11 protein-coding genes are annotated in these 13252 nt (G+C 46.6%); 4 read left to right on the forward strand and 7 right to left on the reverse strand.

Translation table 11 applies throughout. The features are described from left to right. The 4 genes from L0U89_RS19020 to L0U89_RS19035 all read left to right on the forward strand — a co-directional run. Positions 1-227, forward strand: a 227-nt coding sequence (locus L0U89_RS19020) for a hypothetical protein (protein ID WP_234862973.1), incomplete at its 5' end; no start/stop codon positions are given. A 307-nt stretch (positions 228-534) separates the two neighbouring features. After that, the gene (locus L0U89_RS19025; RefSeq protein WP_234862974.1) at positions 535-1098 is read left to right on the forward strand and encodes a Crp/Fnr family transcriptional regulator; all 564 of its coding nucleotides are present in this window, start codon (positions 535-537) and stop codon (positions 1096-1098) included. Positions 1099-1192: 94 nt separating this feature from the next. After that, entirely contained in the window at positions 1193-1771 is a 579-nt protein-coding gene (locus L0U89_RS19030) for a hypothetical protein (protein ID WP_234862975.1), read from the forward strand. 174 nt (positions 1772-1945) lie between these two features. Next, entirely contained in the window at positions 1946-2239 is a 294-nt protein-coding gene (locus L0U89_RS19035; RefSeq protein WP_234862976.1) for a Bor family protein, read from the forward strand. A gap of 289 nt (positions 2240-2528) precedes the next feature. On the opposite strand, the gene L0U89_RS19040 is transcribed toward L0U89_RS19035, so the two are convergent. From L0U89_RS19040 to L0U89_RS19070, 7 genes are all read right to left on the reverse strand, one after another. Beyond that, entirely contained in the window at positions 2529-2972 is a 444-nt protein-coding gene (locus L0U89_RS19040) for a D-Ala-D-Ala carboxypeptidase family metallohydrolase (protein WP_234862977.1), read from the reverse strand. A 1046-nt stretch (positions 2973-4018) separates the two neighbouring features. After that, positions 4019-4255 carry a type II toxin-antitoxin system BrnA family antitoxin gene (brnA, locus tag L0U89_RS19045; RefSeq protein WP_008629058.1) on the reverse strand — a complete coding sequence of 79 codons (237 nt, stop codon included), beginning with the start codon at positions 4253-4255 and terminating at the stop codon, positions 4019-4021. Next, a complete protein-coding gene (locus tag L0U89_RS19050; protein ID WP_234862978.1) occupies positions 4227-4487 on the reverse strand; it encodes a BrnT family toxin in 261 nt (86 codons plus the stop codon). The genes brnA and L0U89_RS19050 overlap by 29 nt, the downstream gene beginning before the upstream one ends. A 612-nt stretch (positions 4488-5099) precedes the next feature. After that, positions 5100-6191: an endo-1,4-beta-xylanase gene (locus L0U89_RS19055; RefSeq protein ID WP_234862979.1), complete on the reverse strand. Its 1092-nt coding sequence runs from the start codon at positions 6189-6191 to the stop codon at positions 5100-5102. Between the two features lie 1139 nt (positions 6192-7330). Next, positions 7331-8551 (reverse strand): DUF1254 domain-containing protein, encoded by a 1221-nt coding sequence (locus L0U89_RS19060; RefSeq protein ID WP_234862980.1) that lies wholly within the window; start codon positions 8549-8551, stop codon positions 7331-7333. Between the two features lie 220 nt (positions 8552-8771). Further along, on the reverse strand, positions 8772-10196 hold the full coding sequence (locus tag L0U89_RS19065; RefSeq protein ID WP_234862981.1) for a DUF1254 domain-containing protein: 1425 nt from the start codon (positions 10194-10196) through the stop codon (positions 8772-8774). Between the two features lie 1440 nt (positions 10197-11636). After that, complete coding sequence (locus L0U89_RS19070) at positions 11637-12725, reverse strand: Fic family protein (protein WP_234862982.1); 1089 nt, start codon at positions 12723-12725, stop codon at positions 11637-11639. Positions 12726-13252: the final 527 nt, after the last annotated feature.

Below are 13252 nucleotides of genomic sequence, written 5' to 3' on the forward strand. Positions count from 1 at the left end.
TCTTTTTTGACTTTAAAATTAACTTATCCACCGTTTTCAACAAGTTATCAGTCTCCCCCCGGACCCCCCTCATTGTTGATAACTATACCGCTATTCTTAGAATATTAACATTTCATAAATCTAAAGGTCGGCAGACAGGTTTTATCAAGAAAAAAGTAACAAGAGAATGTGTGAATGGTAATCCCTTCCATACAGGGGATGATTATTCAACAACATATCCCACATAGCGACATAGCTTTTGATCCGCGACCAACTATGTGTGCTCTGTGAACTATGTGGTGAAAAAAGCATCAGATAGCCACGAATGGTTTTTTCCTGCTACTGCAAACTGCTACTGACCTCTGCAACCGCCCACTGCCACTGCCAACTGATCTTCGCGCTCTTTGCCCCTCAGCGATCTCTGCGAGCTCCGAAAAGCCACGAATGCCACTGCTTACTGTGACCGCCAACTGACCCCTGCCCACTGCGACTGACCCCTGTTTCCCACCTTTTTTGTACCTTCATCCTTGGGTATACTTTTCCCAATTTTTGCACATGGATCAAATTAGGAGTTATTTTAACCGCTTTCTGGCACTCAACGACAGCGAATGGGCCGATTTCGTCGCCTGTTGCCACAAAGAGCCTGTTCCCAAAAAGGAATTCATCCTACGTCAGGGCGATGTCTGCGATTATATAGCCTTTATCGGGGAGGGGATCTTTCGGTTTTACTATGTACAGGAAGGGGAGGAGCACGTCACCGCATTCTTTTTCCCGGGGGATTTTGTCACCAACTACCGCAGCTTCCTCCGCGGCAACCCCTCCGAACATTACATAGAATCGCTCAAGCCATCGGTCATCTACAAGATTTATAAAAATGATCTCCTTGCGCTGTATGACAGGCACAAGAACTTTGAGCGGTTGGGAAGGTTTATCGCCGAAAATCTTTATCTGACCGTTGCCGGCCGCCTTGATTCCTTTTTGCACGACAGCCCCGAAAACCGATACCAGGAGTTGGTGCAGCGCAACTCCAAGCTCCTCCAGGAAGTTCCCCAATACATGTTGGCATCCTACTTGGGCATCAAGCCTGAAACGCTCAGCCGCATCCGCGCCAGGAAATAATCGGGACCAGCAGTGTTTATTGACTTTGATCAATGAAAAGCCCTGTTTAGAACCCCAATTTCGTACCAAGTTCAACATCAAAAGTATTGGTACGATGAAAAAAACCACAATGATCCTTGCCCTTTTCTGTTGCTTCATCGGCACCGCCATTGCGCAGCAGGAAACACGCCCCCCCAAACGCTGGGGCGCTGAAATCAACATCCTTTGGCCGATTTTCCCCGGCAACATTTACAAGGGACAAGTCACCTACGAAACCTGGCGAAAAGGCCACTATGCAGGTGAGGTCTACGCCGGCTTCCACATCCGACCCTTTGAATTCCGGGAGGACGAGGGCGATTTTGCCAATTATGCCCTCACTTTCGGCTACCGGCAGTTTTTCTGGAAAGGCCTTCACGCAGAGATCTATCAGGCAATTGGACCTGGTTTTAATCGAAACAACGTTATCACCGGCCAAGACTATGAAAGCTGGGATTATGAAGTCGGCCTCTTGTTGGGCTACAGACTTGAACTTTTTTCCAAAGAGAAAAGGGACCGTATGCGCTACAGTCCCTATATCAGCACACAACAGGGCTTTTACTACCTCGCTGCCCAAAGCAATCCCCATCCCATCAAAAATTCCACGGGTGAGTCGCCCTTCTATGTCGGCACGCTCAACTTCGGTCTGAGGTTTTGATTCCTGCAGCCCGGCAGTCGACCCTTGGTGTACTTCTCCGGCAACCTCCCCGCACGGGCATTTCCCAAAGCCATATCCCGCTGAGCTGCATGCCCGCGCATGCCTGGGTAATCCTCGCGGTCGACACTCCATCTACAATGATTTTCCCAATCCTAAACCCCCAAATCAATTTCCATGAAAAAAACCGTTTTGTACCTCGGACTATGGCTAAGCCTTGCATCCGGGATGAGTTCCTGTTACTCCCTCACCTATGCGGTCGGCGAAGGCCCACAGCGGGGCATTGAATTCAAGGAGAAAAACCACTTCTTCGTCTACGGCCTCGCCAAAGGCAAAACGTCCGATCCTGTCAAGATGGCTGGAGATGCGGTGGATTACGAGGTCAACATTTCCCACAGTTTTGTGGATGGCTTGGTTTCCATGCTGACACTCGGCATCTACAATCCCACGACTACCAAAGTTACCAAATAGCCAACGCCAGCCAACAAAAAGCCCGCCTAGGAAAACCAATCCTGCGGCGGGCTCTCTTTTTCCAAAACACCCTAATTGAAGGAAACCGACCAATCTCCGAAGAAGCACAAGGTACGCGAACAAACCGGCCAACTGCCAACTGACCTCTGTCCACTGCTTCTGGCTACTGCCCACTAATCCCCGCGCTCTTTGCCCCTCAGCGTTCTCTGCGAGCAACAGATTTGAAACCCATCCATAAAGCGTTCGGGATCAAGTCTCAAATCTTAGGTCTCACATCTCATGTCTTTTTTCAATCCGGAATATACCTCACCCGACCATTCTCCCTGACGGCCCTTAGGCACTGCTTGCGCCCACCGGCGGCGTTGTAAGAGACATGGACCCATTGGTCAAATTCCTGGATCAACTGGTCGAATGGTAGGCCGGAATTTTTGATCCTTTGGTACAGCTGCTCGATGGTCAGATGCCCGACCTCGATATCGGCGGCTTGACCGCTGAGATGTTGACTGGTCTTGGAACCGCCCACGGCCTCATTGGTGCGGGGGGCACGATAACCACTGTTGACAAAGACGCCGCGACCGAGGCTTTCCCGCAGGGGCTGCAGGACATTTTCGCAGAGCAGACGGAGGTTGTTGATGATGTCCTGGGACGGCGCAAACTGCTCATCAAAACCCAATCGGGTCGCTGTTTGGCTGCGGAGCATTTCACGAAGGGGGAAGTTTTTTGTTAAGTCCATTTTTTTAAAAGAAGAGTTAATGTGAAAAAGGATAAAGTACTAAAAATCAATCAGCTAAAGGTACTAGCACTTTTAACCATTTGCAATGATTTGGATGGGATAATTTTCGGGTCTTCCGGAGAGAAAAGGAAGATGCAAAGCTTGGGAAAAGCGGCTCTCGCAAAGTAAAGAAAGGTCCATAGCGTGGGAAAAACTGTCTCTCGCAAAGGAAATGAAGTTGCAAAGCACGCGAATAAAATCTCGCACGCCAGGACGCCAAGAATATGAACATCACAATGCCTCTTCGCACTCTTTGCGCCTTCGCCGTCTTTGCTAGAAAATAATGCACGCCAGGACGCCAAGACACTAAGAATAAAAAATGCGGCATTATCCCGCGTTTCCTGATGTGAGTAAGAGGCCAGTCCATTTTCGTACCTTGTTCTGCACAAAGTACTTTATTCGATCGCGCGATGGGAATGAAAGTCCGCCGGGCCGGCCGGGGCCTTGCGGGCTGATAGGATCGGACTTTCTTGACTTTTTGGTTACTTTTTTGTCAAGAAAAAAGTAACAGGAGAATGTGTGAATGGTAATCCCGTCCATACAGGGGATGATTGTTCAACAACATAGCCCACATAGCGACATAGTTTTTGATCCGCGACGAACTATGTGTGCTCTGTGAACTATGTGGTAAAAGATTTTCCTTCATAGAAATCCAATCATGAAATCGCCTCTCCGAGGCTCGTGGTCCCGTCAAAACACCTCCTGCTACAATCAAAGCGCCCCTACGGGGCTGATCATTTGGTGGTCTTCAAAGGGTATGGCCAACATGATGATTTGAAGCGAAAAAGATATTGGGGGATTTGATTTTCAACCACATAGCCACATAGCGACATAGCTCTCGATCCGCGACCAACTATGTGTGCCCTGTGAACTATGTGGTGCGATAAGCATCAAATAGCCACGAATGCACGAATAAACCTGCTTACTGCTTCTGCCAACCGACCACTGCCAACTGATCTTCGCCGTCTCTGCGAGAAAAAAAACGTGATAAGAAAAGCCAGTTAACTTCAGCTTTCCTTCAATTTCTCGGAGATAAAAACCTTGATCAAGCTTTGTCGGGTAATTCCCAGTTTTTGGGCTGCCATGTCCAAGCGATGTACCATCCACTCTGGAAAGTCTACACTGACACGTTTTGGCTTTAAGCCAGGCTTGGATATTGACTCCTTCACAAGAAAATCGGTCAAATCCTCATTTTCCTCAAACTTTTGATCAAACTCAGAAGCCGTTATAGATTGCTTTTTCATTTTCCCTCGATTTTCTTACAGAAATAATCCGTATTGTTCCACTCCTTAACGTAAATATCGCAGACCAAAGACTTTGTTTGTATTCGGCTATCAGTAAATACCTTTTCTCATCTATTGTCCTTGCGGCGATCACCACCCTATTCGCATCCTCCCACAATTCCTGGGCCTGGACGAAGTCAATTCCATGCTTCAGTTTATTGGACTCGCTTTTTGTAGGGTCAAACTCGAACACAATACAATTTTACAAATAGGCAAGTGGAAATTGCTTAATTTTTACGCTTTTTTTACTTGTAAGTTGGCTTATGGGCGTCAGTTTGCCACAAAAGCATCAATCCACCAAGTTGAATCCTGCCACTGCCCACTGCCACTGCCAATTTAGACATAGATCGCGCTAGGGGAATGGAAGTCCACCCTGCCGGTAAAAAGCGGCTCTCGCAAAGCAGGAGAATAAAGAAACGCAAGCCAGGACGCCAAGCCGCCAAGAATAAAAAATGCGGCGTTATCCCGCGTTTCCGAATGTGAGCAAGAGGCCAGTCCATTTTCGTACCTTGATCTGCACAAAGTACTTTATTCGATCGCGCGGGGGAATGAAAGTCCGCCGGGCCGGCCAGGGCCTAGTGCGATAGCCTAGGATTGGACTTTCTTGTCCTTTTTTGGTTACTTTTTTTGACAAGAAAAAAAGTAACAAGAGAATGAGTGAATGGTAATCCCGTCCAGCTCGGAGAGTGGGGAATGGTATTGAGCCAATTACAAATTGGCACTGATGGGAGGGGGTTCCTCCCACTCCAAGGCGGATTTCCCCATCAACCCCTGACAACTGAACCCACTCAACTCCATCACCACCTTAATCCTCGATAAATCCCTTTTTCAAGCGCTTCTCCCGATCAAAAAGTAGGGGATAATTAGTCCTGCCCCGTACGGGCCAGTTGTTTAGCCAGCTGCTTCCATCATGAAGCCCCCAAAAAGTAACCCTTGCAATCTTGTCTCCATGCTTTTTGAACAGGGCAAATAAGGAGGAATAGCGCGTGACCAAATCCTTCTCTACTTGAGGGGAAATTCCATCCTTAAAGGGATTCCATTCGGCTGATTCCGCAAAATTGATTGATAAATCGGCCCCCTCGACATCCGTTGGCCTCGGCAACACATCCACATCCAACTCGGTGACATGGACCTCAAAGCCCGCCTCATGGATATCCAAAATGGCCTGCTCAATCTGATCCAGGGAGGGCGAATTCAGTCGGTAGTGGCCCTGCATACCGATTCCGTCGATCCGAACTCCCTTTGCTTTCAGCCTTTTGGCCATTTCCAGAATTGCCTTTCTCTTTTCCGGCTTCCAGACATTGTAATTATTGTAAATCAATTCGGCCTTAGGGTCGATTTCATTGGCTTTGCGAAACGCCCGTTCGATAAAGTCTTCCCCGATCAAATTGTACCAGTGGGTTTTTCTCCAGTTGCCATTGTCTTCAAAAGCCTCATTGACTACATCCCAGGCATGGATTCTTCCTTTGTACCTTCCCACCAAGGTCGAAATATGATTCTCCATCCGATGGATGAGGTTTTCCCTGTCCAAAAATTTCCCTTCACCATCCTGAAACACCCAGTCCGGAGTCTGTTGATGCCAAACTAGGGTATGACCGACAATATAGGCATCCATCCTTTCTCCCATTTCCACAAAAGCATCCCCAAAATCAAAGCGGTACTCTCCGGCTTTGGGCTGTACCGGCCCCCATTTAAGCCCATTTTCGGAGGTGATCGAATTGAAATGAAGCAAAAGCAAGGAGTCTGCACCCTTTTCAGTTCCATTAACCTGCCGCATGTTTACCGCGGCCCCAATGAAAAAATCATTCTTAAAGTGGTCCTTCAGTCCCGGGTCGGAAGGAATCGGATTGGGAAACAAAAAGCCAAGAATCAGGAGCAGTAGCAGGGAAAATCTCATGTTGTAAAATAAACAAACCTGCCCAAAAGTCGAGCAGGTTTTCCAGAAGAGGCAATCTGCCCCAATGAATAGATTATCAATTGTTTAGGGACTCAATCCTTTCCCCCGCTTCGTTTGAATTGGTCTTCCTCATCCAGTTTGGGAATGAAAGTCCGCCCGGGCCGAGAAAGAGCGGTTCTCGCAAAAATATGAAGGTGCAACGCCCGCAAAAGAATAGGCTCGCTAAGACGCTAGGACGCCAAGAATTAAAAAACGCCAGGAAGTGGTTGCGATTTCCAAAAACTTGAACAAGACACCTTTGGATGCGGCGTTCTCCCTCTCCTCGAGGAGAGGGCCGGGGTGAGGTGGTCATTCCCGCAAACTGCTCAAAGTACTTTATTCGATCGCGCGAGGGGAATGAAAGTCCGCCGGGCCGGCCAGGGCCTCGTGCGATAGCCTAGGATTGGACTTTCTTGTCCTTTTTTGGTTACTTTTTTTGACAAGAAAAAAAGTAACAAGAGAATGTGTGAATGGTAATCCCGTCCATACAGGGGATGATTGTTCAACAACATAGCCCACATAGCAACATAGCTTTTGATCCGCGACCAACTATGTGTGCGCTGTGAACTATGTGGTGAAGTAAGCATCCAAAAGCCACGAATGCACGAATAAAGCTGCTTACTGCTACTGCCAACTGACCACTGCCAACTGATCTTCGCTCTCTTTACGAGAAAAAATAATACACGCCAAGACGCTAAGACGCCAAGAATAAAAAATGCGGCATTATCCCGCGTTTCCGAACCCAGGATTCCTATTGTATTGTGATACCCCCCATTCGCGAAGGGCTGCACCCTTCGCTGTGGGATGACGCCCCGTTGGGGCTCACGGACCTTATTCTGATCAAATATTCATTCGACTGCGGTGTTCTCCCTCTCCTAAAGTAGAGGGTCGGGGAGAGGTAGGATATGAAAAATGGTCTGTGGCGACACAGGCCATGGTGGAGAACGCAGATAGAAACGACTCAGACCAAGACGGTGACAGATAATGTGATTGTTTCTTGGCAAGCAACCTCGCAGGTCGATCAGACGATAGACCTGGAAATTAAGCACTCGCCCTGCCATTCCTAATACAAATTGCAAGGAGCGTGGTGATTATCACGCCTATTTCTTTGCGTCATTTTTGACAATACCAGGCGGTTCCCAAGACCCATCCAAAGCCGATGGTTCTGGGCCATATACTCTCAACACCAGGTAAAATGGTTCATCGGGTGCTGGCAACCAATTCGATTTTTCATCTTCGTTGGAAGGTTTTTCATGTTGGATGTATACCGTAAATCCACCATCCACATCGTATTTTAATCCATCTGTTGTTGAGTTTATCAAATACCGGTTGATTTCATTCTCAATCATATATCCCCCAACCCCGTCAGCATGTTTATTGTACAGGGTGATGGACCAAAAATATTTGGCTGGAGGGATTTCATCTTTGGTAAACCTAATCTTGTACCGGTGCTTGCTTCCATCCAACACTTCATCATCCAAATCTACATAGGCAACCGGGTAAAAAGCTTCCACCTTATCGTTGCCATAAATGCCCACCATCACTGCGGCTGCTCTGAGAAGCCAATCCTCGTTGTAAAACTCTCGTGTGCCAAAAGCATTGAGCATATTCCAGCCATTCACCCGCTCTGCGATGTTTTCGGCCTTGTTTTTAATTTCCATTTGAGCCTCCTTGATACCTTCATTGATGGCATTCAAAACGTCCGGGGAATAGCTCGCGGAATCAAAACTTCCACCAGACACAATACCAATTTTCTCGAACTTCTTCAGTGCTGCAGTATCTTGTGGGTGAAAAGGCTCACTCATAGACAGGTAAAAATTGGTGTATTTTATGAATCGGGCGTCTCCAAATTCTTCGGGATTCAGAGGAATCCAATTGAGTTTTGGAGCTGATTTAGGATTTTCACCAATAAATTCACTCAAAGGCTGTAGTTTGTATTTTTTCTGAACAGCAAGGACATTGGGCAGGTCAGCTTTTCCTTTTAGCTGGGTTCTTCCCACAATGGTCACAAATTGACTTTCGCTGCGAAAAACCTTTTTGAACTTTTGTTCTGGTATCTCACCTTCATACCCTGGACCCACAAAAAGATAATATCCCGCTTCGGTTCCCGTGCTGCGGGTTCCGATGAAAGCAAAATTATGGGTAAACAGATCTATACATTGAAAAACATAGTACCGGTCATTTATCTCTGGGACAGACAACACCATAGGTTCCGCCCTTAAATCCAATCCAAATGCAGAATACGGTGTGTCTCCATTCATAGACACCACATCTTTTCTGGTATGGTCAGCAGGTACGGTATCATTCGTGATCTTATTCAAAGGACCCCGGTATCCCGGGCTTCCAGGCATAGTGGTAAAATATTGGGCCTGATAGCCCATTAGGAGCGGATAAGAAAAGATATAGGCCTCTTTGGCTATATTTTTTGCTTCGTCTGGGTCAAATGTAATCTGAGATTGTTTTTTTGAGCTGCAAGAGAAAATCAGAAAATGCAAACATGCTGCGAGTAAATAAAAAAGAGGTTTCATATCTGGTTAATTTTTAGTTGGATTTAATCATAGGAGGATTTTTCCAGGCTCCTTTCAATACGGACTCCTCAGGTCCATAAAGTCTCATTACACAATAGAATGGTCCGTCGGGAGCCGGAAGCCAATTAGGCTCCAAATTTTTTCCCGGTGATTCTTTTTGAATAAAAATGGTAATGGAACCGTCTCGGTTTTTCACCAAATCACTCATTGATGTGGAGTTTACCAAGTATTTGTCCAGTTTGTTGTCAACCAACAGTTGGGTCTTACCATCGTACATAGTAAGAGACCAAAACGCCCTGACAGGTGGCATCTGTCCAGAGTCAAAAGTCAGGGTGTACTTATTCTTTGAGGCATCAGGTGGCTGTCCCTCGCCGTCGGTTAAATACATGGGGTATGTAGCCTCTCCTGCAGAATTGCCGTAAATTCCCAAATAAGCCCCTACGGCTCTAATTAAATGGGCATTGTCGAAACCGTAGTTTTTTTTCGCGCTTTGTTCCAAAAAATCCCTGGTCCCAAAAATTTTGGTGCTTCCCAATGGGTCTGTGGAATTCGCTTTGATAAATGCTTCCATCTCAGCAAAGCCCTCTTTCACTCCCTCTTTGATGGCCTGTCGGGCCTCCGCATCGAATCGGCTAATATCAAATCCCTCTTTTGTTCCTATTCCCAATTTTTTAAATCTTTCCAATACGGGAATTTCTTTTTCAATAGGATTGACAAATTTCAACACTGCGTCGAGGTATTTAAAAGACTCCTCGGTGTATTGGGAACCTTCAATCCATTTGGGAAATTCGCCAATGGCTTCTTTTGTTGTTGGTGCCTCTCCGTTATATTCACTTAGCGTTTGAACCTTAAATTCACTTTGTAGCTTAGCTACATTATCCAAATCATCCGAGTTGAAAAGCTGGGTTCGCACAATCGTAAAGAACAAGTCAGTTTCACTGCGAACTACCTTGGTAATACCTTCCGGAACTTTGCCTTTCCAGCCTTCCAATGCAATCAAATAGTTTCCTGCTAGGTTACCGGTAGTTAAAGAACCGATGTAGAAAAAATTGTGGGTAAACATATCTATCAATTGGAAACTGTAATAGCGGGCAGTATCAATCGCCGGTACTGAAAACACAACCGGTTCCTGCCTGATATCACTCCAAAACATGCAATAAGGGGTATCGGAATTAGGAGTTACAATTGCTTTGTCTTCGGGCGTGAAAAGGCGTGCATCACATGACTTTTGGTTGAATTCTCCCTTATAGTCGCCAGAGTTTTTATCTATCACATTTGCATAAAGGGTTTTATAATTCATCACCAACGGAAACCCGAATAGGAAGGCCTCCTTGGCAATCTCTTTTGCTTCCTCTGGTTTTAGACTCGGCGAGTTTTTCTGACATCCATTTGCCAGTATAAAAAAAGCCAACCCTACAAAAAAAATCTTCGATTTCATGGTATAGTGCCTTTAAGTTCTTGAATGTGTATTGTTTCGCGCCATATCGTATCTTTTCGTATTTAGCTAAATACGGGTTTCAAAGCCTATGCCTGCGGGGCACCAATCACCAAGCCTGAGTCCGCCCCGCGGAGTTGGTCTCAGTGCTGACCCACCTATGGCCATTGTCCGATAGGCACCCTGAACGATCAATATAGCTCAAAAAGTTGGCCATTCCAACAGCTGTAAGCCTTCAGGCACGTATGGGATCCCAATTTTCGAGTCAGGCTGCCCCGAAGCCAAGCACGTAGTGCCGATATCGGCATTGCCAGCCCCAAGAGGAACGAGCTTTTGGAAATGTTTCTGTGGAAGATTTTGGCGGGGCCCGGATCAAGGCTAGGGGTAAGCATCACCTGTACGGACGCATCCGCCCGAGCCCATTGCGAAGGGGATTACCAATGACATGTTTAATCTCCTCTCGGCGGGCGGTGCGAAATCTCAGTGTCCTCAGCCTGAACCCATTTGTAATTGCTTTTCTGTGAATGTCAAATAAAAACTCGGGGTGCAAGCTAGCCAATGGAATATCCCAAGCCCCTCTCCGATAAACAAGGAATAACACAGGAAAATTTTTCGGGAAAGGCTTATATTGTTTTGTGATCCTGCCGATTCGCGAAGGGCTACACCCTTCGCTGTGGGATGGCGCCCCTTTGGGGCTCTTTAATGCTGACTTGTATAAAGCACTTGGTTCGGTAGTGCGGGTGACAAAGCAGAGCCTTCCCATAACCCGTAACTTAAACTAGCAACAATGCTTCAATTTGTCATTCCGAGGTACGAGGAATCTTTTTTTTACCCTGCTATCCCGCGTTTCCGAACCCAGGATACCTATTGTTTTGTGATCCTGCCAATTCGCGAAGGGCTACACCCTTCGCTGTGGGATGGCGCCCCTTTGGGGCTCCAAGTACCCAAATCCGAACACAATACTTCCCAGCTAAAACATTTCCCTCTCCTCGAGGAGAGGGTATGGATGAGGTCGTTAATCCCTTAAACAGCACAAAGTACTTGATTAGATCGCGCGAGGGGAATGAAAGTCCGCCGGGCCGGCCAGGGCCTTGTGCGATAGCCTAGGATTGGACTTTCTTGACCTTTTTGGTTACTTTTTTGTCAAGAAAAAAGTAACATCGGAAAGAAACATAAAAAATTCAAATCAAGGATTGCCGAGGCCATTTAGATTCCGAGCTGCAATCTCGTAGAATTAAACAAAATACTTCCAATGCGCACGATCTCCCTCTCCTCGAGGAGCGGGTCGGGGTGAGGTGCTCAATCCCTCAAACTGCACAATTTACCTCAGTCGATCGCGCGGGTGGAATGAAAGTCCATCGGTTCGTCCATCATTGACCTCTGGTATTGACGAATAGCTTCGGTATTTCGGATGACTTTGATCAAGGTCTTTATGCCTTTTGATCACCCCATGGAACTGTTTTCAAGTATCCCCATCAGAGCAGAGTTGAGATAAAGCTTTTCCTTTCCGACTTTTTTGGAAGTCAAAAATCCGGCTTCTTCCAAAGCAATCAGGTAGTTTCCAACTGTTTTGGGAGTTCCCAGTCCCACATCGATCAAGGATTGCCTTTTGGTATAGGGAAGACGAAAAATCGTTTCCACCAGGTCTTTGGAATATTCCTTTGGCAAGGTAACTCGAATTTGTTCAGCAGTGGATTCCATGAGCTGAGTTACCTGATCCAATCTTTTGAGTCCGTGATTGGCAGTTCTTTCGACCATTTCGAGCATGTATATGATGAATCCCTCCCAGTTTTCCTGCTCTGTCACTTCCCTAAGATGACGGTAATACGCGTTTTTGTGCTGGATGATGTACTCACTCAGGTATATCGCCGGTATTTCGAGAAGACCTGTTTGATTCAGAAACAGCAAAAGGAGAATTCGGCCTGTCCGTCCATTGCCATCAGCAAACGGGTGGATTGCTTCAAACTGATAGTGCATCAATCCCATTTTTATCAAAGGGTCGAAGGACTCATCTTCATGGATGAATTTCTCCCAATTTGCCAGTTTTTCTCTGATGACGTTCTCTCCGGCCGGAGGAGTGTAGATTACCTCGCCAGCAGGATTTGATAACGTAGTTCCCGGGGTGTTACGAATTCCCGCGGTATTTCCTTTGATCGTTTGGACTAATTCAATGCAGAGATTGGTAGTGATAAATGGTCTGGATTTCATTCGCTCCAAGCCCAACCAAAGTGCTTCTTTGTATCTGATGACCTCTTTGGTTTCTGGATTTTGAAAGTTCTTCTCTGCGATCAGTGCCTGGTATAGGTCATCATTTGTCGTAATGACATTTTCTATCGCCGAACTTGCCTTGGCTTCCTGTAGATGAATCGTGTCAAGAAAAAGGGTAGGGTTAGGCAAATTTCGGATCGCACCGTTCAGTTGTGCCAAAGCCCTGCTGGCAGAGATGGTTTTCAGCAATACTGTTTTGGTCTCCAAATCTGCTTTTGGGGGGAGAAGAGGGAGATCGTTGTAGGGTATAGTTCTATCAAACATGGTCAGCTACAGGGGTAAAATTTACGCGCATCATAGCAACGAGGGTAAATTTATCGATTTTTCGCCCTCATTCGGCTGATAAAGGTAAAATTTTCGCGTGTTGGGTGTGCCCAATCCCCTCCCCGGCTAGGCGTGATTTGTAATTACGCCGTATAAATTGGAATTTGAAATTCCTCACTATCCTCCGTAATGCTCACAAACCATTCTTTCCTGCAATCCTGCCTTTCCGAACCCAGGATCCCTATTGTTTTGTGATCCTGCCGATTCGCGAAGGGCTACACCCTTCGCTGTGGGATGGCGCCCTTTTGGGGCTCTTTAATGATGATTTGTATAAAGCACTTGGTTCGGTAGTGCGGTTGACAAAGCAGAGCCTTCCCATAACCCGTAACTTAAACTAGCAACAATGCTTCAATTTGTCATTCCGAGTTTTTAAAATTGGGCATTTACAGAAATGCAATGACAGCTGCGGCCCGTCATGCTGAACCGTAGCTTGCGGAGGGAAGCATCCCCCTGAATTGAGGAGACCC

This window comes from Mariniradius sediminis (assembly GCF_021491425.1).
GTDB lineage: Bacteria > Bacteroidota > Bacteroidia > Cytophagales > Cyclobacteriaceae > Mariniradius > Mariniradius saccharolyticus.